Origin of the sequence: Agrobacterium sp. 719_389, from assembly GCF_900188475.1 — a bacterium.
GTDB lineage: Bacteria > Pseudomonadota > Alphaproteobacteria > Rhizobiales > Rhizobiaceae > Agrobacterium > Agrobacterium radiobacter.
The window spans coordinates 27,283-47,899 of the sequence record NZ_FYEM01000005.1; the positions used below are offsets into that span (position 1 = coordinate 27,283).

Here is a 20,617-nt window from a genome sequence, read left to right on the forward strand (position 1 = left end):
TCGACGTGGCGGATTTTCTGTGCTATGCGCTCCTTGTTCCATTTATGAGAACATTTTCATCTAATAAATAAAAAGCACCTCATTGCGCTAACCAATCGTAAGCCACCTTTTTAATGGGGCGGGGGTTCGGTCGCGTATTCGCTGTGCAAGTAATCAATGATGAAGAATTATTGGCTTTGATGGGCTCAAGAAAAGCAAACAGGGAAGTAGTGTCATGGCTGTTCTGGTCACGGGTGGGGCCGGCTATATAGGAAGCCACATGGTGTGGGCTTTGCTCGATGCCGGGGAAGAGGTCGTTGTTGTCGACCGGCTTTCGACGGGGTCTCGCTGGGCGGTCGCGCCGGCGGCGCGTTTTTATCTCGGCGATGCGGCGGATCGCGCCTTGCTCGACCAGATTTTCGAAGAAAACCAGATCGAGACCATCTTCCATTTCGCGGGCTCCGTCAGCGTTCCTGAATCGATCAGCCAGCCGCTCGAATATTACGAAAACAACACGGGTACGACCCGCGCCCTCGTTGCGGCGGCAGTCGGCCACGGTATTCGCAATTTCATCTTCTCGTCGACAGCCGCCGTCTATGGAAACCAGCCCTTTGATGGCCCGGTTCCCGAAACCGCGATCCTCAGCCCTGAAAACCCCTACGGCCTGTCGAAGCTCGCCTCCGAAATCATGCTGCGCGATGTCGTGCAGGCGCATGACTTCAATTACGTGGCGTTGCGGTATTTCAACGTCGCCGGAGCCGACCCGCAGGGGCGCGCCGGGCCATCTCCCACGGGTGTGGCAAACCTCATCAAAGTCGCCTGTGAAGCTGCTACCGGTCGCCGCGACCGGGTGGAAGTCTACGGAACGGATTACCCGACCGCGGATGGCACCGGCGTTCGCGATTATATTCATGTCAGCGACCTGATCGACGCGCATATGCTGGCCATGGCGCATCTGCGCGCCGGCGGCGGCACACGCACGCTCAATTGCGGTTATGGCGTTGGTTATTCGGTTCTTAATGTCCTGCAGGCTGTGCAGCAGGAATCGGGGTGCGATTTCCCGATCATCCATTGTCCGCGTCGCCCGGGCGATATTGCGGCCATGGTGGCGGATTCGGCGCGCATCCAGTCGGAGCTGGGCTGGCGTCCTCGCTTCAACGATCTGGTGACCATCGTTCGCACTGCGCTCCAGTGGGAGGCCAAACGCCAGGCCCAGCAAAGCGACAGGATTCCGCCGGTGCGGCGCAAGCTGGCGGCAATAGGCTGAGCGGACTTTGCTTTACCGAAAACGGTCTTTCCTGACGGAAGGATAAAGGATCGGCCGATCCAGCGGGGCGGCTGGTCGGAGCCAGCGATCCCGGTCAAAGAAGCTGCGTGTCAGTTTCAACCCCGGCGATTGTTCGCTTGCGAGCAAAATCACGTTCAGGCGATGCGGCGCCGTTGGCTCCGGTTTTATGGAAACCGAAATACCGAAATGTTGTGCCTGATAGGGCTGCATCCGGCGGGCCGGCTCAAGCATGTTCGCCAGATCAGCCCAGCGGGTTTGTTCGACGATCATGGTGAGTGTTTCATCGAGTTTTGTCAGAATGGCAGCACCATCCGGCGTCTTCGGCGCAACGGCCTTCATCCGGATGGAGCGAATTTCTCCCGAGGCTTCGCCCCTGATTTCAAGAAAGAGCGATGCCCGCTCGGCCGGGTCTGATGCGTTTCCTGCCGCAAGATCGGCCATACATTCGAAACTGCGGATGTTGACCGGGCTCGCGTGCCAGCCACGCGGGTTGGAGAAACCAGCGGCGGTAAAGCGGTCGCAAAGCTCCTTGCCGGAAACAACGAAATCGCGAGCGAGAGATGCTCTGTCGCGCACTTGCTCGAACTTCAGCAGATGTGGCGGCAGAGAGACTTTTTGGACAGCGAGTTTCTGCCGTTTGACGGGCTTCATCTTCGGTGGCGTGGCGGACTGCATGGCGGGCGCCAGATTTAGATAGGCCAGCAGGCTTTTGAGGTGCTTCTTGTCATTGGCCAGCAGCACCGTCGCGCCTATGGCAAGGCAAACGGCCAGCACCGCAAACAGCAGCGCGCCATGGCTCACTCTCTTTTGCAAGCCTGCGTCCATCGCAAGACCTTAAGGGGCTGGCGGAAAAAGGCGTCAGCCGGTTCTGATATGGTTTTTCGGGCTGTCGGCAGCCCGGTGAATATATGGTGGGAGCGGAGGCTCTGAAAATCTTATGCAATTCACCGCCGAAGTTTCCGGCGGTGCAGGTCTTATTCGCCGTTGTTCTTGGCCGTGTCCTGTCCACCGGCGCTGCTTTCATCGTCTGCGACCGGAATGGCGTAGGAGCCGTTCAGCCAGCGGGCGAGATCAAGGGAGCGGCAGCGGTCCGAACAGAAAGGATAGTCTTCGCGCGTCGAGGGCCGGCCACATTCAGGGCAGGGCTGGGATTTGCGAAGCGGCGTGACATTTCCAGCGCCTTCAGGAGATTTTGCCATGGGCCTATCCTTCGAGCCAGCCCGAAGTCACCTCAAATCCTTCTCCGGAAAGAAGCGACATGGTCTCATAAAGCGGCAGGCCGACGACATTGGTATAAGAACCGGTCAGCTTCTGCACGAATGCGCCGGCGATGCCCTGGATGCCATAGGCTCCCGCCTTGCCGCGCCATTGCCCGGAGGCAATGTAAGCCTCGATTTCGCGCGTGGAGAGGCGCTTGAAACGCACCTTTGTCTCCGCCACCTTCTGACGGATTTTGCCGCCGGGGGTGACGAGGCAGATGCCGGTATAGACCCAATGGCTGCGTCCCGAAAGAAGATGCAGCGCCGCCGAGGCCTCTTCCGTATATTCGGCCTTGCCGACGATGCGGCGACCAACGGCGACCACGGTATCGGACCCAAGAACATAGGCGTCTTTCCACGCCTGTTCGTTCTTCAGCGCCGCCTGCGCGGCTTCCGCCTTCTGCAATGACAGACGACGGCAGAGCGTGCGCGGATGCTCAAGCTTGGCCGGGGTCTCGTCAATATCCATCGGCATCAGACGTGCCGGTTCGATACCGATCTGATGCAGCAGTTCCAGACGCCGCGGCGAGCCGGATGCCAGAACGAGCTTTTGTTTTGAATTGGTCATTGCGCTGCCCGGGCGTCCGTTGCGGAACGTGGATTACTTGAAGCGATAGGTGATGCGGCCCTTGGTGAGGTCGTAAGGCGTCATTTCAACCAGCACCTTGTCGCCGGCGAGAACGCGGATACGGTTCTTGCGCATGCGGCCCGCCGTGTGGGCGATGATTTCGTGGTCGTTCTCAAGCTTCACGCGGAATGTTGCGTTCGGCAGCAATTCGGTTACGATGCCCGGGAATTCAAGGACTTCTTCTTTTGTCATGTAAGGGTTTTCTTCCTGTTGATAGTGCCGGACATATCGAGTCCGGGAAAATTGCGCGGAAACTACACAATCCCGGCACATTTGTGAACCTCTAAAGCATCGGCTTGAAAATCGCGATTGATTTTAACAGGCCGAGGCATTTTTCAGTCTTTTGAAAGCGTATCCGCCACCGGCTGCTGCCGCCTCGGCAGTCGTTCCGAGATCAGCTTTGCCAGATGGTCCCGCACTTCGCGATAGGCGTCGAGGATTTGTTCGCGCGTGCCTGTGATCACCGTCGGGTCCATGGTCGGCCAATAGACCACATCGAGCGAATTCGAGCGCGTCAGTTCCAGTGCGGCGTGATGGGCTTCGGGTGTCAATGTAATGATCAGATCGAAAAAATCATCCTCGATCTCGTCCAGAGTGCGCGGTTTGTGCTTGCCGAGCGAAAATCCCTGCTCTTCCAGTACGGCATCCACGAAAGGGTCGCGCTCGCCGGCCCGCACGCCTGCCGACTGTATATAGATGCCGGGCGCCACCAGCCGTTTGGCGATGACCTCCGCCATGGGGGAGCGGATGGAGTTCATGCCGCACATGAAGAGGACCGATTTGGGCGCTCGTCCCTCGTTTGGTGCTGCGGCAGGATCGCTCATCTCTAACCCCGCCAATAAAGCACGCAGACAAGGGTGAAGAGGCGGCGCGCCGTGTCGAAATCCACCTTTATCTTGCCGGAAAGCCGATCCATCAACGTCTGCGAGCCGTCATTGTGAATGCCGCGCCTGCCCATGTCGATCGCCTCGATCTGGCTCGGCGTGGAGGAGCGGATAGCCTCGTAATAGCTTTCGCAGATCAGGAAATAGTCCTTGATGATGCGGCGGAATGGCGTCAGCGACAGGATATGGATCGCGACATCCTTCTCGTCTTCCGTTCTGATCGAGAAAACCAGCTTGGCGTCGACCAGCGAAATATGCAGCCGGTATGGCCCGCCGGCATGGCCAAGCGGCTCAAAGGTGTTTTCTTCGATCAGATCGAAAATGGCGACGGCGCGTTCATGCTCCACGTCGGGCGTGGAGCGGCCGATGCTGTCGTCCAGTACCACGTCGCAGAGCCGGAAATCGCCTGAAGCCATCGCTTAACTTTCCGGATTGAGGCGAATGGAGACCGAACGCGCATGTGCGTCCAGCCCCTCGGAGCGGGCAAGGGTAATCGCTGCCGGCGCAAGCTGGCGCAGCTGCTCGGGGCCAAGCCGCAGGATCGAGGTGCGCTTGACGAAATCCAGCACCGAAAGGCCGGAGGAGAAGCGCGCCGAGCGGGCCGTCGGAAGAACATGGTTGGAGCCGCCGACATAATCGCCGATCACCTCCGGCGTATGGCGTCCGACGAAGATCGCACCCGCATTGCGGATGTGGGCCATCAGCGCATCCGGATCATCGACGGCAAGTTCCAGATGCTCGGCGGCGATGCGGTTGGCCAGCGGAATGGCGTCGGTGAGTTTTTCGACCAGAATGACCGCGCCGAAATCAGCCCAGCTTGCCGCCGCCGTCTCGGAACGTGACAGACGCTTCAGCTGCCGCTCGACAGCGGCCTCAACCGCCTTGCCGAGTTCGGCATTGTCGGTGATCAGGATGGATTGCGCGCCGCGATCGTGCTCCGCCTGGGCGAGAAGGTCGGCGGCCAGCCAGTCCGGATCATTGTCCTTGTCGGCAATGACAAGCACTTCGGAAGGGCCGGCGATCATGTCGATGCCGACAGTGCCGAAGACCTGGCGCTTTGCGGCGGCCACATAGGCATTGCCGGGGCCGACGATCTTGGCGACCGGCGCGATGGTTTCCGTACCATAGGCAAGCGCTGCCACGGCCTGCGCGCCGCCGATACGATAGATCTCCTCGACGCCGGCAATACGCGCCGCAGCCAGCACCGCCGGGTTGACCGCGCCGCCATTGGCCGGCACGACCATGACGATACGTTCCACACCGGCAACCTTGGCCGGCACGGCGTTCATCAGCACCGAGCTTGGGTAGCTGGCCGTGCCGCCGGGCACATAAAGGCCCACGGCTTCGATGGCGGTCCAGCGCGAGCCGAGGCCGACGCCGATATCGTCCTCGTAGATATCGTCCTTCGGCATCTGCCGCGCATGGTGTTTTTCGATACGCCGGGCAGCAAGTTCAAGCGCCTCGATCACGCTTCTGTCGACGGCGGCAAAGGCCGCATCGATCTCATCCGCCGTCACCCGCATCGGGACTTTCGAGAAATCGATGCCGTCGAATTTCTGTGAATAATGGGCAAGGGCCGCATCGCCGCGATGGCGGACATCGTTGATGATGTCGCGAACGGTCGCGTTGACGTCTTCGGAAACTTCTCTCTTGGTTGTCAGGAAGGCAGCGAATTTCTGTTCGAAATCAGCCGATGCCCGCTCCAGCCAGATTGCCACGCCATTACCCTTTCATTGTCCCCGCGGGAAATCCCGCGAGGTGCACGAACTTGCCGCAGAAGAATTGCGGCTCTGGTATGTGGCATAAATCGAAACGGCAAGGAAAGGCAACCGTTGCGAAGGCTCGCGACGTTTATTCGCTGTCGGGATGATGTGGTTTGGTAGCGGTTTCCCAGGCGCCGCTCACATCGGTCAGCTGCGCCTCGATGCATTCGACATCAAGCGCGATGGCGCCGCCGCCGGACAGCGTCAGTTCCACCGCGCCGTCAGGCCCTTCGCCATTCTGCACGAAGCGGATGGCGAGGAGCGACAGCACCTGTTCCTTGTCGGCGCGGTTGATGCCGTGCGAGCGGACGGCGGAGACCCGCTTCAGGAAAACGATGCTGCGGCAGCGTTCCGGCGGCAGGCTCTTTTTCTCAGCGCTTTCCCAGACGAAACGATTGGCGGAAAGCGTGAACTGGCCATGCTTCGGTTCGAAGGCGACGTCCTTCAGTTTGAAGACGCTGTCCTGCATATGCGTCGAAATGACGGAGAGATCTTCAGTATCCAGCGCCAGCAATTTCAGGCCGCTCATCGTTTTCTTCCTTCTTCTGCGGTGCGGACCGCTATTTCCATGACTTACAATGGAAATAGGCAGTCCGGGGCCACTCTGCAACGGGTAGAAAACGGATGAGCGGCGATGAAAGGATCAATCGCTGACGCGTTCGACCAGCGCACCGCAGCGGGTGAGCTTTTCTTCGAGGCGTTCGAAGCCGCGATCGAGGTGATAGACGCGCGAAACCATGGTCTCACCTTCCGCCACCAGGCCGGCAATGACCAGCGAGACGGAAGCGCGCAGATCGGTCGCCATGACAGGTGCACCCTTCAGGCGGGAGACGCCCTCGATGCGGGCCATCTGGCCGGAGAGCGAAATCTTCGCGCCGAGGCGGGCCAGTTCCTGCACATGCATGAAGCGGTTTTCGAAAATGGTTTCGGTAATATGCGAGACGCCCTGCGAACGGGTCATCAGCGCCATGAACTGCGCCTGCAGGTCGGTGGGGAAGCCGGGGAAGGGCTCGGTGACGATATCGACCGGCTGGATGCCATTGCCGTTGCGCACGACGCGCAGGCCTGTCTCCGTATCGCTGATGGTAGCGCCTGCGAGCCGTAGCGTATCGAGCGCGTTGTCGAGCAGCGATGCGCGTGTGCCTTCCAGCACCACGTCACCGCCGGCCATGGCGACCGCCATGGCATAGGTGCCGGTTTCGATGCGATCCGGCAGAACCCGGTGGCGTGCGCCGGAAAGCGAAGTGACGCCTTCAATGGTGATGGTGGAGGTGCCGGCGCCTTCGATCTTCGCGCCCATGGCGGTCAGGCACTGGGCCAGATCGACCACTTCCGGTTCGCGCGCGGCGTTGTGGATAACGGTGGTGCCGCGCGCAAGGCTTGCCGCCATCAGCATCACATGTGTCGCGCCGACGGAAACTTTCGGGAAGGTGTAGACAGCGCCGATCAGGCCGCCCTTGGGAGCGGTGGCGTTGATGTAACCGCCATCGATCTCCATCGTCGCGCCGAGTGCTTCAAGGCCCTCGATGAACAGGTCGACCGGGCGCGTGCCGATGGCGCAGCCGCCGGGCAGCGAAACGCGGGCGCGGCCCTCGCGCGCCAGAAGCGGGCCGATGACCCAGAAGCTCGCGCGCATCTTGGACACCAGTTCGTAAGGCGCTGTTGTGTCTACAATGGTGCGGCAGGTGAAATGCACGGTGCGGGAATAGGCTTCGCCCTGGCTTTCGCGGCGGCCGTTCACGGAAATATCGACGCCGTGATTGCCGAGAATGCGGATGAGCTGCTCCACGTCAGCCAGATGCGGCACGTTTTCGAGCGTCAGCGTGTCGCTGGTCAGAAGCGATGCGATCATCAACGGCAGGGCGGCGTTTTTAGCGCCGGAGATAGGAATGATGCCGTTTAGCTTGTTGCCACCCGTAATTCTGATGCGATCCATGCGTCCCTACGGGCCTGTGCCCGCCTTTCTTATAGTGCCTTGCGGAAAGGCGCGTCCTTAGACGAATTTCCGCGGCGTTTCAATTTTATGCTGATGAATTCTCTATGAGGATGATTCGTCCGTTTTTGCGGCAGGCAGGCCAATAGTATCGTCCTCTTCGCCGGCACGGCGCGCACGAACCTGCTGTTTGCGCTTCAAAAGATTTTCACGAAGCTTCTTGGCCGCTCGCGCCTTGCGCTCCGCTTCGCGCTGCCGCGCCTTTTCGCCGGGCCCTGCCTGCGGCTTACCCTCGGCCACCGGGGCAGATGCTTCTGCGGAAGCGCCGGCGGAAACCGCTGCCTTTGCCTGTTTGTCATGATGTTCGTTCATAGATTCAGCAATATCTGAAAAATGCATTTTTCAACAGGGGGCACGCTTTTTTGCCCCGCTTGATGAAGAATATCGTTTTGCGACTTGCGCTCGTCAAAAACCTATGGCAATAGGCCGCCACGCTTGATGCTGAAGCAAACGCTTCGGCGCCGGATGCTGCTATAGCTCAGGGGTAGAGCACTCCCTTGGTAAGGGAGAGGCCGAGAGTTCAAATCTCTCTAGCAGCACCATTTTCCCCGCGATTTCAAATGTTTACGCAACGGTTTGCACCGCTCGCATGCGGCATGTGACGCATGCCCGCGCCGCGCAGCCGGCCGCAAATGGAAAACCGCGCCCCTTGCGAAGCGCGGTTTCCATATCCGAATATTCTGTTGCTGCCAGAGCGGGACGAAACCGCCCGTAGCCATCGGGCGCCGCTTACTGACGGAATAGCGACAGGATATTTTCGGAACTGGTATTGGCGATGGAGAGCGACTGGATGCCCAGCTGCTGCTGTGTCTGCAGCGCCTTGAGGCGGGTCGATTCTTCGTTCATGTCGGCATCCACCAGGCGGCCGATGCCGCTGTCGATGGAGTCGGTGAGCTTCGACACGAAGTCTTCCTGAAGGCCGATGCGCATCTTGATCGAGCCGAGAGCGGCGGAAGCGCTGCTCAGGGATTGAAATGCGGTTTCGACATCGGTGAGAAGATTACCGATGGTGTAGGCCGGCGGCGTTGCAGAAGCGAACAGTTTGAGATCGATGTCCCATACGGAAATGCCGGAGGCTGTTCCGGGTTGTCCGATGATGCCCCTCGTGGTGTCGAGCGTCGCGGGTGAGCCGGTCAGGCCGAAAAGCACATTGGCGGTTGTCGTGCCGGCAGTGGTATCGACAAGCGTATAGTCCGTTTTCGTCACGCTGACAGTGCCGCCGCCGTCGCGAACAAAGCCGGAAACGACAGTCTTGGCGCCGGTGCCGAGCAGCCAGTTCTCGCCGCTGAAGGATGCGCCCTGCGCGATCGATTCAAGCTGCTTTTTCAGCTGGTCGATCTCTTCCTGGATCTTGGTCTTGTCCACACCTTCTTCGGTGGCGGCAACGATCTTCGATTTGATTTCCTTGACGACTTCGACCGAGCTTTCCATTGCGGAATAGGCGACATCAATCTTTGCCGCGCCGAGGCCCAGTGCATCCTGAACCGCGGAAAGGGCCATGTTGTCGGAGCGCATCGTCGTCGCGATCGACCAGTAAGCAGCATTGTCGGATGCAGTCTTGACCCGCAGACCCGAAGATACTCTTGATTGTGTTTCTTCGAGCTGGCCGCTGATTGCGCGCAAGGTCTGAAGCGCCGACATGGCGGCTGTGTTCGTCAGAATACTTGTCATAATTGCCCCTCTGAGCTGGCTAAATGGGAAGGGACATTCCGGGATCGCCGGAAACGACTGAGCGGCGTGATGCCTGTTAACCTCTTTTTCGTCTTGGTTAACGAGTCGTTTCGATGCGCTGATTTAGCCGTGATTTGGTTAACGAACTCTTAATCAAAAAATCTCTTAATTTCGCAGGTGAATAAACAAACAAAAACCGCGCCTTTCGGCGCGGTTGATTTTTTAGGCTGAGGCTTCCGATTAACGGAAGAGCGACAGGATGCTTTCGGAGTTGCTGTTGGCGATCGAGAGAGCCTGAACGCCGAGCTGCTGCTGGGTCTGCAGGGCCTTGAGGCGGGTGGACTCTTCGTTCATGTCGGCATCCACGAGGCGGCCGATGCCCTTGTCGATGGAGTCGGACAGCTTGGAAGCGAAATCTTCCTGCAGGCCGATACGCATGGAGAGCGAACCGAGCTTTGCTGCAGCGCTCGTCATTGCCTTCAGGGAGTTTTCAACCAGCGTCAGGGCTTCGGCCATGTTCGTGGCGCGGTCAGCGGCTGCATACTGGGTGATATCAAGCGTGTAGACGGACTGGGCAGCGACAGTCGTGAACGTGCCAGTCGTGCCGAGAATGCCGCTCGTGTCCGGAACGCCTGCGGAGTCGACCGAGCCGAACAGAGTGTTGCCGGTTGCGGTGTTGTCGAGAGCGTATTTCGTGGTCGTGACGTTAACGGCGCCGCCGGTGGAGCGAACGAAGCCGGCAACGACCGACTTGTCCGGGTCCGTGCCGGGGGTCGTCGCACCGAGCGTCGAAACGCCGACGAGCCAGTTTTCACCGTAGAAGGAAGCGCCCTGTGCGATCGATGCGAGCTGCTTCTGAAGCTGGCCGATTTCTTCCTGAACCTTGGTGCGGTCGACGCCTTCTTCAGTTGCCGTGACCAGCTTTGCCTTGATTTCCTTGACGACTTCGATTGCCGATTCCATGCCGGCAGAAGCGGTGTCTACCTTGGCGGCGCCAAGGCCGAGAGCGTCGGAAACGGAGGAGAGGGCCATGTTGTCGGAGCGCATCGTGGTTGCGATCGACCAGTAAGCAGCGTTGTCAGCAGCTTCGCCAACGCGAAGGCCGGAGGAAACGCGTGCCTGAGTGGATTCCATGTTCTGGCCGATAGAGCGCAGGGTCTGGAGCGCAGACATTGCTGCGACATTCGTGATAATGCTCGTCATAGTAGTGTGCCCCTTGAATGGCTGATTAAAGAAGGGACATTCCGGTTTCACCGGGAACGGCGCACAGCATCATGCCTGCTAACTGGCTGATTTTTAACGTTAGCTCGCCGTTTCGATGAGCATTAGGTAACGCGGGTTTGGTTAATGAATTGATAAGCGGAGAAAGAAATTCAACGTCGTCAAAATTAAAAAATGCAACTCTCGCGCGCACGCGCGCGTATCCCTAAAAGTTTAAAAAAAAGATAAGGCCGCACCCGTTTCCGGATGCGGCCTCATTGATGCATTCAGTCCGATTCAGCCTTTCGGACCTTTATGCCTTCTATCCCAGTCTGCGCTCGGTCAGCCCCCGATTGCCTGTGGGAAGAAATTTGTCCCCCAGCCCCGAAGGGCTATGAGAAGCTCAGCTCTTAACGGAAGAGCGACAGGATGTTCTGCGAGTCGCTGTTGGCGATCGACAGAGCCTGGATTGCCAGCTGCTGCTGCGTCTGGAGAGCCTTCAGCTTGGTGGACTCTTCGTTCATGTCGGCGTCAACGAGACGGCCAACGCCCTTTTCGATGGTGTCGGACAGCTTGTCGGCGAAGTCGGTCTGCAGGTCGATGCGTGCAGACAGCGAACCGAGCTTGGCGCCGGCGCTGGTCATCTTCGTCAGAGCGGTTTCAACGGAGTAGAGGGCGTTGTCGAGATCGTCGGTGGTGACGTTCATGTCGAGAACGGAGATCTGGGTGTAGGTCTTGGCGCCGACAGTCGTCGTCGCACCGGTGGCGTTCAGGATACCGGAGTTTGCGTCGATCGTGCCGGGCGTAGCTTCCGTGTAAAGCATGGAGGTGGCGTCGAGAGCGTAGTCCGTCGTCTTGACGCTGACGTTGCCGCTGGCGTCACGAACGAAGCCGGAAACAACCGTCTTGGTGGCGTTGGCGCTGGAAACGAGCCAGTTTTCACCGTTGAAAGACGCGCTCGTGCCGATCGACTTCAGCTGGTCGAGCAGCTGCGTGACTTCTTCCTGAACCTTGGCCTTGTCAACGCCCTGTTCCTTGGCGGCAACGACCTTTGCCTTGATGTCGGTGACAACCTTGATGGCGGCGTCCATACCGGCAGACGCGGTGTCAACCTTGGCGGCGCCCATGCCCAGCGCGTCGGAGACGGCGCCGAGAGCCTTGTTGTCGGAACGCATGGTGGTCGCGATCGACCAGTAGGCAGCGTTGTCGGAAGCCGAGCCAACCTTCAGGCCGGAAGAAATGCGGTCCTGCGTGGTGGACAGATCGGAAGCGATGGAGCGCAGGGTCGACAGAGCGGCCATTGCGTTGTTGTTGGTCAGAATGCTTGCCATAATAAATGTGTCCCTTGTTTTTACGAGATACTGGAGTGGGGACATACCGGGTTTGTGTATTACCGGTCGCAACGTTTCGGCTTCATGCCACTCGGTCCAGAAATTCTTAGTTTCGGAAACCAAACCTGCTGCGTGTAGTCAGAACTTCGCAGGGAAAAATTGCGCAATTATTAATTTGAGCGCTAAGAAATATTGGAGGATACTTATGGTTACTTTTTGATTTATTTGAATAGTAACTTTTATATTTATAAATATAGTTAGCCAATGGCTAGTAAAAATGGTAAACAAAGCATCAATAAGCAAAAACCCCGCGGCCTTGGGCGCGCGGGGTTAAAAAACAGGGTTAACGGGTGTCAATCCGGCACGAAGGCCCGTCAGTTGAACGATCTGACGAGACTGCCGACGAGCAGGTTCCAGCCGTCGATCAGCACAAAGAACAGAATCTTGAACGGCAGGGAAATGGAGGTGGGCGGCAGCATCATCATGCCCATGGCCATGGTGATGGTGGCGACGATGAGATCGATAACCAGAAACGGCAGGATGATGAGGAAACCGATCTCGAAACCGCGCCGGATTTCCGACAGCATGAATGCCGGAACGAGCACTCGATAGTCAACGACGTTGTTGGTCATGACTTCCTGTCCGCGCTCGCGGGCAATGTCGACGAACAGTTTCAGATCCTTGTCACGCGTATTGGCGTTCATGAAGGTGCGGAAGGGTTCGGCGATGCGCTCCACGGCCTGCTGCTCGTTGATCTGGTTCTGCAGCAGCGGCTGCACGCCGTCGGTCCAGGCTTTGTCGAAGGTGGGCGACATGACGTAGAAGGTCATGAACATCGCCATCGACAGCAGGATCATGTTGGAAGGTGTCGAGGCAAGCCCCATGCCGGACCGCAGGATCGAGAAGGCGATCACGAAGCGCGGAAAGCTCGTGACCATGATCAGGATGCCCGGTGCGACGGAGAGAACCGTCAGAAGACCGAAGGTGCGGATGATCCATGCCGCGACGGACCCGTCTATCTGCGTGTTGAACAGATCGGACGGAAATTGCTGGGCATTGGCAAGGCCCGGCAAAGCAAGGAGGACGGCGATGGTTACAAGAAATCGAATCATTCGATGACAAAGGTCCGGAACATGACCTTGGATACGCGCCCTTGAGAGCGCAGGTCAACTCGTTCCTGAATGTCATCCTTAAGATATTGAAAGCCGCGCGGCCCTTCCAGCTGCTGAAGGGAAACGGTGCGGACGTAGGCCATGATGTCCTGGTGGATATCCTCCGCCAGACCCACCTCGACCGGTCCCTTGAACATCAGCGCCACTTCCAGCCGCACCCAGTTCGTTGAGGGATAAGCGAGGTTGGTGGTGATGGGATCAAGCTGGACGATGCCGTTCGCCTCGGCCGAGATTTTCTCGACACCCTCTTCCTTTTTCTCACCGTGCCCGCCGGCAGCAGCCGGTGCATGCGCCTCCGCGCCGGCGATCTTCGGCGCGATCATGCCGCCCACGAGCCAGCCGCCACCCGCACCGAGCAGGGTGAGGATCGCAACGCCTGCGATGGTCATGACCAGAGGGGAGGATTTTTTCTTGCCCTCTACCTGTTCGTTTTCCATGGGTCAGTCCGTTCCCGTGTACCGGCGTCAGAGCGGCGAGAACAGGTCGACGACCTGCTGCCCGACCGGGGGCTGCTGCACTTCCGTCAGACGTCCGCGGCCGCCATAGGAGATGCGTGCTTCGGCGATGCGCTCGTAGGAGATGATGTTCTGGGCATCGACATCCTGCGGCCGGACGATACCGCCGACGTTGAGGATGCGGATTTCGTGGTTCACGCGCACTTCCTGCGAGCCGCTGATGATGAGGTTGCCGTTTTCCAGAATGCCGGTCACCACGGCGGCCACCAGCAGCGTCAGCTTTTCGGAACGCTTGGTCTTGCCCTTCGCCTGGGTGTCGGTGTCGGAGCCGTATTTGATGCTTGAGTCCGCTTCCGGGGTCCAGCCGAAGATTTCGGCCTTGGCCTTCCAGTTCAGGCCGCTGGCATTGGTGCGGTTGCGCTCGGTCTCGTTGTCGAAATCGGCCTTGTCGTTGATCTGGATGTTGACGGTCAGGATGTCGCCGATGTTGAGTGCGCGCAGATCCTTGAACAGCGCGCCCTGACTGTCGCTCCACAGCGAATAGCCGCTGGCCATGTGCTTCGGCTGCTTGGGATACATGCCCATCTGCGGCGTCTGGCTGAATTGCAGGCCGCTGCCGATCGGGCTCATCGCAGGTGCGTTGCCGATTTCCTTCAGGGTCTGGTTGTTCTGGCAGCCGGCAAGCAGAGCGAGCGGCAGGAGGAGGGCCGGAAGACGACGCGTGCTCATGAAGGATCCTTCGAAGTGTTTTTATCTGTTGCCTGCGACATGATGCCGGCGACAGTGGCGGCTTTCTGCGCATCCATCTCACTGAGAATGAGACCGGATTGGCGCGGCGGCAGCTGCATGATGATGGCGGCCGCGATTTCCACATGCATCTTCTCAAGCTGTGGTGCTGCGGCATCCGGCTTCATGGTCTTGTAGACATCGACGAGATTGCTTTTCGCCTGATTGAGGAAATGCTCGCGGCGCGCCAGCCAGTCCTCATATTCCGCCTTGCGGTCTTCCAGCACGGCAATGCGCTCGTTGACGTCGGACTGCAGCTTTTCCAGCTCCTGCTTCTGCATGAGATAGCGCTGGTCGCGGGCGGCATCGGCGATGTTGGTGCAGAATTTCTGGATTTCATCCTGCGTGCTGAGTTCGGACACCACATTCTGCTGGCTTTCCGCGCCGGCGGCCGGCAGCAGGAAAAGCAGCGAGGCGACGGCCGCGAAGCGGGCAAGGCCATTAGGGAGAGCGTTTTTCTTCTGATGTTCCATCATTGCAGCACAAGCTCCGCCTGAAGGGCGCCGGCGGATTTGATGCCTTGCAGAATGGCGATGATACCATCCGCCTTGAGCCCTATGCTGTTGAGACCGGCAACCAGTGTGCGAAGGTCAGGACCTTCGACGATGGCGACCTTGCTGCCTTCCTGCATTGCCATGATATCCGTCTGCGGCTGCACCGCCGTTTGACCGCGCGAGAAGGGTGCGGGCTGAATGACCTGCGGCGATTCCGTCACCTGCACGGTCAGCGTTCCGTAGCTGACCGCGACACGGGAAATGCGTACATCGGCGCCGATGACGATCGTGCCGGTGCGTTCGTTGATCACGACCTTGGCCGGGGTATCCGTCTCCACCGTCAGGTTTTCGATTTCCGCCATCAGCCGGGTGAGATCAGCCACGCGGGGCTTCTGCACCGCGATTTCCTGCGAATCGCGCGGCTCGGCGATCGGGTCGCCGTAACGGGCGCGGGCAAAGGCGTTGACGACATCGGCGACACGCACGGCGGTCGAAAAATCGGGATTGCGTAGCTGAAGGACGAGATTGACCGAATCCTTGAACTTGGACGGCAGCTCCCGTTCGATGATCGCGCCGTTCGGCACGCGGGCGGAGGTGGTCACGCCTTGGGTCAGCGTCGCCGCATCGCCCTGAGCCGAAAAGCCGTTGACGATCAGTGCGCCCTGCGCGACCGCGTAGATCTGTCCGTCCGCGCCGGAAAGCGAAGTCATGATGAGGGTGCCGCCACGAAGTGAGGTGGCATCGCCCAGCGAGCTGACCGTCACGTCGACACGGCTGCCGGGGCTGGCGAAGGGCGGCAGGTTGGCCGTCACCATGACAGCCGCGATATTCTTGGCGTTCGACTGACCGCCCTGCGTGGTGATGCCGAGGTTCTGCAGCATCGCCCGCATGGATTGTTCGGTAAACGGCGAGGAGCGCAGGCTGTCGCCCGTGCCCTGCAGGCCGACCACGAGACCATATCCAATCAGCTGGTTGTCACGCCCCGCCTGCAGCGATGCGATATCCTTGATACGGGATGTATCCGCATGGGCTGCGGGGAGGGAGAGGAAAGGCTGTGCCGAAAACAGGATGGCCGCGGCCAGGATACGAAGCACTCTCATTTCGCCATCACCTGAATGGTTCCGTCCTTCATGACCGTGCCGCTGACCATCACGCCGGAATCGATGTTGCGTACCCTCACGACTTCGCCGAGCGAGCCGTCGGTCATCGGCGTTCCCGAAGCCATCAGCGTCATGTTGCCGATTGTGAAGACGAGTTTGACGCTGGTGCCGCGCGTGACGAGCGACGGTTCGCGCAAGGCGGCAACGGGGATCGTGCGGCCGGGAAGCAGGGTCTGCTTGGAGATCATGCCTTCCACTTCGCTGATATCGCTCGCATAGCCCGAGGAAATATTGGGATTGGTCACTTCCACCGGCTTCACCTGCTCAGGCGTGATCGTCTCGCCCGGATAGATGGTGCGCGTCGGGACCAGCGCCATCGGCGCTTGGGCAAGCGCGGGGACAAGAGCCCCCAGTGAAAAGGCAGACGCCAGGCACATACGGACGAGCGCCGTTCTGCAGCTGCTATTGTTCCGGACAAACCTCATGTTCGCCTGCCTTTCCGTTCTTACTTCAGGTTCTTGCTGACAATCGAAGCCATTTCGTCAGCGGTGGTGATGACCTTGGAATTCATCTCGTAGGCGCGCTGCGCCGTGATCAGGTCGGTGATTTCCTTGACGGCATCGACGTTCGAGCCTTCGAGGTAGGATTGCTTGATGTAGCCGTAGCTCGGATCGTCAGGCACGCCGATGACAGCGTCGCCGGATGCCGGCGTCTGGGCAAAGAGGTTGTCGCCGAGCGGCTTCAGGCCGGCTTCGTTGGCGAAGTTGGCGATGGTCAGCTGGCCAAGCTCGGTAAAGTCGGCGGCGTTGCCGATGCGGGCCGTCACCTGACCCGTGCGGGTAACGGTGATGTCCTGCGCGTCGGTCGGGATATTGATGTTGGGAATGACGTTATAGCCATCGACCGTCACCAGATTGCCATCGGCGTTCTTGTTGAAGGCGCCGGCGCGGCTGTAGAGCGTCGAACCGTCGGCCGCCTCGATCTGGAACCAGCCTTGACCGATGATCGCGACGTCGAGCTTGTTGCCGGTCTCGATCAGGTTGCCCTGGGTGTGGATGTTACGCACCGCCGAGGTCTGTACACCGAGGCCGATATTGGCGCCTTCGGGCACGATCGCCTGATTGGCGCGGTTCGGCACGCCCTGCATGCGCTCGGTCTGGTAGAGAAGATCGGTGAACTCCGCACGCGCGCGCTTGTAGCCGGTGGTGTTGATGTTGGCGATGTTGTTGGCAATGACTTCCAGATTGGTCTGCTGGGCGTCCATACCGGTGGCAGCGATGGCAAGAGCTCTCATGTCAATATTCCTGTGGGCTAGATCTGCATCTTGGTAATGTCGAGATAGGCCGACACGATCTTGTCTCGGAGCGCGATGGCGGTTTGCAGTGACTGTTCGGCCGAAAGCATGGCATCGACCACTTCACGCGTATTCGCCTTGCCCTGAATGCCTTCGAAGGAAGCGACTTCCGCCTTCTTCAGATTGTTCATCGCATCAATCGATACGTTGCCGAGAACGCTGGCGAAGCTTGCGCCTGTCTGCTGCGCGGGTGTCGTCTGCTGCTGGTCGCCGAAAAGGCTTTCCGTCAGCGAGGAGACGCCGCTTGCGCCGCGGGTAAGCGAGAGGGAACTGACTTGCTTGATACCGTCGATCATTGCGATGCCTTCAGAAGGTCGATTGTGGAGGCGACGAGGTCGCGTGTCTGGCGGATGACCTGAAGATTGGCGTCGTAGCTGCGGTTGGCTTCGCGCATGTCAGCCATTTCGATCAGGATATTGACGTTCGGCATCTTCACCATGCCGTTGCTATCGGCGGCCGGATTGCCGGGATCGTATTCGTTGACGAAATCACCACGGTCGACGCCGAGCTTTTTCACCGTCACACGCTCCACACCGCTGACACGGTCGAGCTCGGAGCCGAAGGTGACGGTCTTGCGGCGATAGGGGTCGGCGCCGGGGGTGTCGCCGGTGGATCTGGCGTTGGCAATGTTTTCCGAAACAATGCGCAGGCGCGTGGACTGCACTTCGAGACCGCTGCCGGCGATCTTGCTCGCCGCACTCAAGGGATCCATGGATTACCTCTTTACCGTCATCAGCATCATGCGATGGAAGGATTTGACGAGATTGGCGTTCAGGTCGTACTGCCGCTTGATCTCGCCGGTCTTGGTCATTTCTTCAGCAAGCGCGACCGAATTGCCGGACTCCTGCATGCCGATCTCGTTATTGATCGGGTTGTCGCGCACCGCGATGTTTTCGCTGAGATCGCTCGCCCCGAAATGGGCGGGATGGGTCTTCGCCATGCCGACCTGCTGGCTGGTGGCCTGCATGACCGCTTCGAAAGGGCTGACATCCTTGGCGTGGAACTTGGGTGTGTTGGCGTTGGCGATGTTGGTCGCCACGACTTCCTGCCGCACGCTCAGCCATTCCGCTTGGCGGGATGCCAGTTCGAACAGTTGAATCGGTTGCATAGACTTCTCCATCTCGTATGCCCCGAACCTACGGGGCTAATCTTGCGTCAGACTTGCGGGGAGGGATGATGCTGCGCAACGATGGAGAAACGGGCCTGCACACGCGGCCCGCACAAAACAAAAAAGGCGCGCCGGCAGATGCGGCGCGCCCTTCCGTTGAGAGAAAAACCGTTATTTTTCGGGGTGATAGGTCTTGCCGAAGGAGGTCTCTATCAGCCACTGGCCGTTGCGTTGCTCGATCTTTGTCAGCAATGCATTGTCCGGCAGGGTCGAACCGACTCGCACCATATACATGCCCGAACCGTCCTCGATCAGGGCGCGGCCGTTGGAAACATGCAGCAGACGGAAGGATGTCTGGCCAGGGAAGGGCTGGTCCTCGATCCCGGCTGCCAGATTGTTCTGCTTTTCCTTGCCGCCCGCGTTGACGGTCGCCGTCGTCAGCATGTCGGGCAGCTCCGCCGGCGGCGGGGTGTCTTCCTTGTTGCGGTTGGTCATGGCCATTGGCGAAACGCTGAAGACTTCCCGCGGGCCGGTATGGGGCAGATCGCGGGTGCGGTCGCCGCCCGCCACCTTCATGCCGAATTTGTCTTCGTTGAAGAACACGTACCATGGAAAAAAGGCTGCTGCAGCGGCAAGTCCGATGCCCGTCCATGCGAGAATACGGTCGGGCGTAAAGAAAACAGGCTTGGGCAGCACGTCTTCATCATGGCTATTGTCGGTCGGCTTGTTCACGGGTCAGCCTCTCACTCTCGGGTTTACCTGGGGCTGGCCATTCTGTGCTCCCCCGCGCAGCGCGGTCGCCAGGTCGGCATAGGCGTCTTGCGCTGCCGGTTCGCTCGGCAGCTGTTTCAGCGTTTCATAGATGATCGGCACCTGCTTCACCGCCATGTCGAGATCGGGGTCGGTGCCGGGCCGATAACCGCCGATAAGGCGAAGATCCCGTGTTTCCTCGAAGCGGTGCACCAGCGCCTTGAGGCGCGAGACCAGCTTTTCCTGATCCGGCGTCCAGGCCTTCTTGGCCAGACGGGAGATCGAGGCGAGGGGATTGATCGGCGGATAACGGCCTTCTTCGGCAAGGCTGCGGTCAAGCACGATATGGCCGTCGAGAATACCGCGGGTCGAATCGGCAATCGGATCGTTGTGATTGTCGCCATCCACCAGAATGGAGACGATGGCGGTGATGGTGCCGGTGCCTTCTGCGCCCGGTCCCGCCCGCTCCAGAAGGCGCGGCAGTTCGGTAAAGACAGAGGCCGGATAGCCGCGCGCCACCGGCGGCTCGCCCGAAGCGACCGCCACTTCGCGGATCGCATGGGCAAATCGCGTCACGCTGTCGATGATGAGAAGGACGTTGTCGCCCTGATCGCGGAAATGCTCGGCGATGGTAACGGCGGAAAGCGGCGCCATCTTGCGCAGCATCGGGCTCTCATCGCTCGTCGCGACGACGGCGATGGACTTGCTCATATTCTCGCCCATCGTGTCTTCGATGAATTCGCGCACTTCGCGGCCACGTTCGCCGACAAGCGCAATGACGACCTTATCGAAGGCGTCTGCCTTGGCGAGCATCGACAGCAGCGTTGATTTGCCGACGCCGGAACCCGCAAAAATGCCGAGGCGCTGGCCGAGGCAAAGCGGCGAAAAGATATCGATTGCCCGCACACCCGTCTTGAAGGGCGTCTCCACTCTTTTGCGCGTCATCGAGGGCGGCGCATTGCTGGAAATCGAACGGCGCTCAATACCGGCGGAAAGCGGCCCTTGATCGTCAATCGGCTCGCCGAGCGCATTGATGGTGCGTCCGCACCAGCTGTCGTCGGGCGAGACGCGGAAGGCGCCCTTGCGGATGACGGTGTCGTGAATGCCGATCGGCTCGCCGGGTTCAATCGGGCAGACATAGCAGATGTCCGGCTCCACGCGCACGACTTCGCCGAGATGAATGCCGGTCGCACTGCGATGGGCGACGAATTCACCGAGCCGCACATGCCGCGACAGGCCGGAAACCGTATAGTGCCCGGCGGCGATGGTGCGGACATGACCGCCATGCGCAACTGAGAACTCCGGATCGGCATAATGCCCGGCAAGGCTCGCCAGCTGCGCGAGCTTCGGTGAAATGGCATCAGCCGAGAGCATGGATTCCGGCATTGTCATCACTCAGTTC

At 59.5% G+C, this 20,617-nt stretch carries 25 protein-coding genes, 1 tRNA gene and 1 pseudogene; 2 read left to right on the forward strand and 25 right to left on the reverse strand.

Going from position 1 to position 20,617, the window contains the following annotated elements; genetic code table 11:
• Positions 1–214: 214 nt before the first annotated feature.
• Positions 215–1,246 (forward strand): UDP-glucose 4-epimerase GalE, encoded by a 1,032-nt coding sequence (galE, locus tag CFB10_RS10760; RefSeq protein ID WP_020010407.1) that lies wholly within the window; start codon positions 215–217, stop codon positions 1,244–1,246.
• A gap of 12 nt (positions 1,247–1,258) precedes the next feature.
• Here galE and CFB10_RS10765 read toward each other — a convergent pair whose 3' ends face one another.
• The 10 genes from CFB10_RS10765 to CFB10_RS10810 all read right to left on the reverse strand — a co-directional run bounded on the left by CFB10_RS10765 (position 1,259) and on the right by CFB10_RS10810 (position 8,106).
• Complete coding sequence (locus CFB10_RS10765; protein ID WP_020010408.1) at positions 1,259–2,092, reverse strand: DUF6030 family protein; 834 nt, start codon at positions 2,090–2,092, stop codon at positions 1,259–1,261.
• 149 nt (positions 2,093–2,241) lie between these two features.
• On the reverse strand, positions 2,242–2,466 hold the full coding sequence (yacG, locus tag CFB10_RS10770; RefSeq protein ID WP_020010409.1) for a DNA gyrase inhibitor YacG: 225 nt from the start codon (positions 2,464–2,466) through the stop codon (positions 2,242–2,244).
• Between the two features lie 4 nt (positions 2,467–2,470).
• Positions 2,471–3,094 carry a Maf-like protein gene (locus CFB10_RS10775; protein ID WP_020010410.1) on the reverse strand — a complete coding sequence of 208 codons (624 nt, stop codon included), beginning with the start codon at positions 3,092–3,094 and terminating at the stop codon, positions 2,471–2,473.
• 33 nt (positions 3,095–3,127) lie between these two features.
• Positions 3,128–3,346, reverse strand: coding sequence for a translation initiation factor IF-1 (gene infA, locus CFB10_RS10780; RefSeq protein ID WP_003503453.1), 219 nt, complete (start codon positions 3,344–3,346; stop codon positions 3,128–3,130).
• Between the two features lie 143 nt (positions 3,347–3,489).
• Complete coding sequence (locus CFB10_RS10785) at positions 3,490–3,978, reverse strand: low molecular weight phosphatase family protein (protein WP_003493816.1); 489 nt, start codon at positions 3,976–3,978, stop codon at positions 3,490–3,492.
• A 2-nt stretch (positions 3,979–3,980) separates the two neighbouring features.
• Positions 3,981–4,454 (reverse strand): UPF0262 family protein, encoded by a 474-nt coding sequence (locus CFB10_RS10790; protein ID WP_003503448.1) that lies wholly within the window; start codon positions 4,452–4,454, stop codon positions 3,981–3,983.
• Positions 4,455–4,457: 3 nt separating this feature from the next.
• A complete protein-coding gene (hisD, locus tag CFB10_RS10795; RefSeq protein ID WP_020010412.1) occupies positions 4,458–5,756 on the reverse strand; it encodes a histidinol dehydrogenase in 1,299 nt (432 codons plus the stop codon).
• A 133-nt stretch (positions 5,757–5,889) separates the two neighbouring features.
• The gene (locus CFB10_RS10800; RefSeq protein WP_020010413.1) at positions 5,890–6,330 is read right to left on the reverse strand and encodes a DUF2948 family protein; all 441 of its coding nucleotides are present in this window, start codon (positions 6,328–6,330) and stop codon (positions 5,890–5,892) included.
• A 114-nt stretch (positions 6,331–6,444) separates the two neighbouring features.
• Positions 6,445–7,737, reverse strand: a complete 1,293-nt coding sequence (murA, locus tag CFB10_RS10805) for a UDP-N-acetylglucosamine 1-carboxyvinyltransferase (protein WP_003503445.1) — start codon at positions 7,735–7,737, stop codon at positions 6,445–6,447.
• A 102-nt stretch (positions 7,738–7,839) separates the two neighbouring features.
• Entirely contained in the window at positions 7,840–8,106 is a 267-nt protein-coding gene (locus CFB10_RS10810) for a hypothetical protein (RefSeq protein WP_020010415.1), read from the reverse strand.
• Positions 8,107–8,261: 155 nt separating this feature from the next.
• On the opposite strand from CFB10_RS10810, the gene CFB10_RS10815 reads away from it, so the two are divergent.
• Positions 8,262–8,336 (forward strand) — tRNA-Thr (locus CFB10_RS10815).
• A 187-nt stretch (positions 8,337–8,523) separates the two neighbouring features.
• Here CFB10_RS10815 and CFB10_RS10820 read toward each other — a convergent pair.
• From CFB10_RS10820 to fliI, 15 genes and pseudogenes are all read right to left on the reverse strand, one after another.
• Complete coding sequence (locus tag CFB10_RS10820) at positions 8,524–9,465, reverse strand: flagellin (protein WP_020010416.1); 942 nt, start codon at positions 9,463–9,465, stop codon at positions 8,524–8,526.
• A gap of 240 nt (positions 9,466–9,705) precedes the next feature.
• Positions 9,706–10,668, reverse strand: a complete 963-nt coding sequence (locus CFB10_RS10825) for a flagellin (RefSeq protein ID WP_020010417.1) — start codon at positions 10,666–10,668, stop codon at positions 9,706–9,708.
• Between the two features lie 407 nt (positions 10,669–11,075).
• Positions 11,076–11,996 carry a flagellin gene (locus CFB10_RS10835; protein WP_020010418.1) on the reverse strand — a complete coding sequence of 307 codons (921 nt, stop codon included), beginning with the start codon at positions 11,994–11,996 and terminating at the stop codon, positions 11,076–11,078.
• Positions 11,997–12,370: 374 nt separating this feature from the next.
• The gene (gene fliP / locus CFB10_RS10840; protein ID WP_003493833.1) at positions 12,371–13,108 is read right to left on the reverse strand and encodes a flagellar type III secretion system pore protein FliP; all 738 of its coding nucleotides are present in this window, start codon (positions 13,106–13,108) and stop codon (positions 12,371–12,373) included.
• Positions 13,105–13,605 carry a flagellar basal body-associated FliL family protein gene (locus tag CFB10_RS10845; protein ID WP_026363654.1) on the reverse strand — a complete coding sequence of 167 codons (501 nt, stop codon included), beginning with the start codon at positions 13,603–13,605 and terminating at the stop codon, positions 13,105–13,107. The genes fliP and CFB10_RS10845 overlap by 4 nt, the downstream gene beginning before the upstream one ends.
• A gap of 27 nt (positions 13,606–13,632) precedes the next feature.
• Positions 13,633–14,352 carry a flagellar basal body L-ring protein FlgH gene (gene flgH / locus CFB10_RS10850; protein ID WP_003503434.1) on the reverse strand — a complete coding sequence of 240 codons (720 nt, stop codon included), beginning with the start codon at positions 14,350–14,352 and terminating at the stop codon, positions 13,633–13,635.
• Positions 14,349–14,885 (reverse strand): MotE family protein, encoded by a 537-nt coding sequence (locus CFB10_RS10855; RefSeq protein WP_020010420.1) that lies wholly within the window; start codon positions 14,883–14,885, stop codon positions 14,349–14,351. Before CFB10_RS10855 ends, flgH begins: the two co-directional genes overlap by 4 nt.
• Positions 14,882–15,934, reverse strand: a pseudogene (locus CFB10_RS10860) (flagellar basal body P-ring protein FlgI); the annotation flags it as partial. The pseudogene CFB10_RS10860 and the gene CFB10_RS10855, both read right to left, overlap by 4 nt.
• A 65-nt stretch (positions 15,935–15,999) precedes the next feature.
• Entirely contained in the window at positions 16,000–16,488 is a 489-nt protein-coding gene (gene flgA / locus CFB10_RS10865) for a flagellar basal body P-ring formation chaperone FlgA (RefSeq protein ID WP_081629524.1), read from the reverse strand.
• 20 nt (positions 16,489–16,508) lie between these two features.
• On the reverse strand, positions 16,509–17,297 hold the full coding sequence (gene flgG / locus CFB10_RS10870; RefSeq protein WP_003503427.1) for a flagellar basal-body rod protein FlgG: 789 nt from the start codon (positions 17,295–17,297) through the stop codon (positions 16,509–16,511).
• 17 nt (positions 17,298–17,314) lie between these two features.
• Positions 17,315–17,653 (reverse strand): flagellar hook-basal body complex protein FliE, encoded by a 339-nt coding sequence (locus CFB10_RS10875; protein ID WP_003503424.1) that lies wholly within the window; start codon positions 17,651–17,653, stop codon positions 17,315–17,317.
• On the reverse strand, positions 17,650–18,069 hold the full coding sequence (flgC, locus tag CFB10_RS10880; protein ID WP_003503422.1) for a flagellar basal body rod protein FlgC: 420 nt from the start codon (positions 18,067–18,069) through the stop codon (positions 17,650–17,652). The genes CFB10_RS10875 and flgC overlap by 4 nt, the downstream gene beginning before the upstream one ends.
• A gap of 3 nt (positions 18,070–18,072) precedes the next feature.
• Positions 18,073–18,465, reverse strand: a complete 393-nt coding sequence (gene flgB / locus CFB10_RS10885; protein WP_020010423.1) for a flagellar basal body rod protein FlgB — start codon at positions 18,463–18,465, stop codon at positions 18,073–18,075.
• A gap of 171 nt (positions 18,466–18,636) precedes the next feature.
• Positions 18,637–19,197, reverse strand: a complete 561-nt coding sequence (locus tag CFB10_RS10890; RefSeq protein WP_020010424.1) for a hypothetical protein — start codon at positions 19,195–19,197, stop codon at positions 18,637–18,639.
• 3 nt (positions 19,198–19,200) lie between these two features.
• Positions 19,201–20,607 (reverse strand): flagellar protein export ATPase FliI, encoded by a 1,407-nt coding sequence (gene fliI, locus CFB10_RS10895; protein WP_026363656.1) that lies wholly within the window; start codon positions 20,605–20,607, stop codon positions 19,201–19,203.
• Positions 20,608–20,617: the final 10 nt, after the last annotated feature.

What these genes read in the sequence shown, in the direction of transcription:
- galE (WP_020010407.1), top strand. Translation starts at nt 215, where the DNA reads ATGGCTGTTCTGGTCACGGGTGGGGCCGGCTATATAGGAAGCCACATG.
- CFB10_RS10765 (WP_020010408.1), bottom strand. Translation starts at nt 2,092, where the DNA reads ATGGACGCAGGCTTGCAAAAGAGAGTGAGCCATGGCGCGCTGCTGTTT.
- yacG (WP_020010409.1), bottom strand. Translation starts at nt 2,466, where the DNA reads ATGGCAAAATCTCCTGAAGGCGCTGGAAATGTCACGCCGCTTCGCAAA.
- CFB10_RS10775 (WP_020010410.1), bottom strand. Translation starts at nt 3,094, where the DNA reads ATGACCAATTCAAAACAAAAGCTCGTTCTGGCATCCGGCTCGCCGCGG.
- infA (WP_003503453.1), bottom strand. Translation starts at nt 3,346, where the DNA reads ATGACAAAAGAAGAAGTCCTTGAATTCCCGGGCATCGTAACCGAATTG.
- CFB10_RS10785 (WP_003493816.1), bottom strand. Translation starts at nt 3,978, where the DNA reads ATGAGCGATCCTGCCGCAGCACCAAACGAGGGACGAGCGCCCAAATCG.
- CFB10_RS10790 (WP_003503448.1), bottom strand. Translation starts at nt 4,454, where the DNA reads ATGGCTTCAGGCGATTTCCGGCTCTGCGACGTGGTACTGGACGACAGC.
- CFB10_RS10800 (WP_020010413.1), bottom strand. Translation starts at nt 6,330, where the DNA reads ATGAGCGGCCTGAAATTGCTGGCGCTGGATACTGAAGATCTCTCCGTC.
- murA (WP_003503445.1), bottom strand. Translation starts at nt 7,737, where the DNA reads ATGGATCGCATCAGAATTACGGGTGGCAACAAGCTAAACGGCATCATT.
- CFB10_RS10810 (WP_020010415.1), bottom strand. Translation starts at nt 8,106, where the DNA reads ATGAACGAACATCATGACAAACAGGCAAAGGCAGCGGTTTCCGCCGGC.
- CFB10_RS10820 (WP_020010416.1), bottom strand. Translation starts at nt 9,465, where the DNA reads ATGACAAGTATTCTGACGAACACAGCCGCCATGTCGGCGCTTCAGACC.
- CFB10_RS10825 (WP_020010417.1), bottom strand. Translation starts at nt 10,668, where the DNA reads ATGACGAGCATTATCACGAATGTCGCAGCAATGTCTGCGCTCCAGACC.
- CFB10_RS10835 (WP_020010418.1), bottom strand. Translation starts at nt 11,996, where the DNA reads ATGGCAAGCATTCTGACCAACAACAACGCAATGGCCGCTCTGTCGACC.
- fliP (WP_003493833.1), bottom strand. Translation starts at nt 13,108, where the DNA reads ATGATTCGATTTCTTGTAACCATCGCCGTCCTCCTTGCTTTGCCGGGC.
- CFB10_RS10845 (WP_026363654.1), bottom strand. Translation starts at nt 13,605, where the DNA reads ATGGAAAACGAACAGGTAGAGGGCAAGAAAAAATCCTCCCCTCTGGTC.
- flgH (WP_003503434.1), bottom strand. Translation starts at nt 14,352, where the DNA reads ATGAGCACGCGTCGTCTTCCGGCCCTCCTCCTGCCGCTCGCTCTGCTT.
- CFB10_RS10855 (WP_020010420.1), bottom strand. Translation starts at nt 14,885, where the DNA reads ATGATGGAACATCAGAAGAAAAACGCTCTCCCTAATGGCCTTGCCCGC.
- flgA (WP_081629524.1), bottom strand. Translation starts at nt 16,488, where the DNA reads ATGAGGTTTGTCCGGAACAATAGCAGCTGCAGAACGGCGCTCGTCCGT.
- flgG (WP_003503427.1), bottom strand. Translation starts at nt 17,297, where the DNA reads ATGAGAGCTCTTGCCATCGCTGCCACCGGTATGGACGCCCAGCAGACC.
- CFB10_RS10875 (WP_003503424.1), bottom strand. Translation starts at nt 17,653, where the DNA reads ATGATCGACGGTATCAAGCAAGTCAGTTCCCTCTCGCTTACCCGCGGC.
- flgC (WP_003503422.1), bottom strand. Translation starts at nt 18,069, where the DNA reads ATGGATCCCTTGAGTGCGGCGAGCAAGATCGCCGGCAGCGGTCTCGAA.
- flgB (WP_020010423.1), bottom strand. Translation starts at nt 18,465, where the DNA reads ATGCAACCGATTCAACTGTTCGAACTGGCATCCCGCCAAGCGGAATGG.
- fliI (WP_026363656.1), bottom strand. Translation starts at nt 20,607, where the DNA reads ATGACAATGCCGGAATCCATGCTCTCGGCTGATGCCATTTCACCGAAG.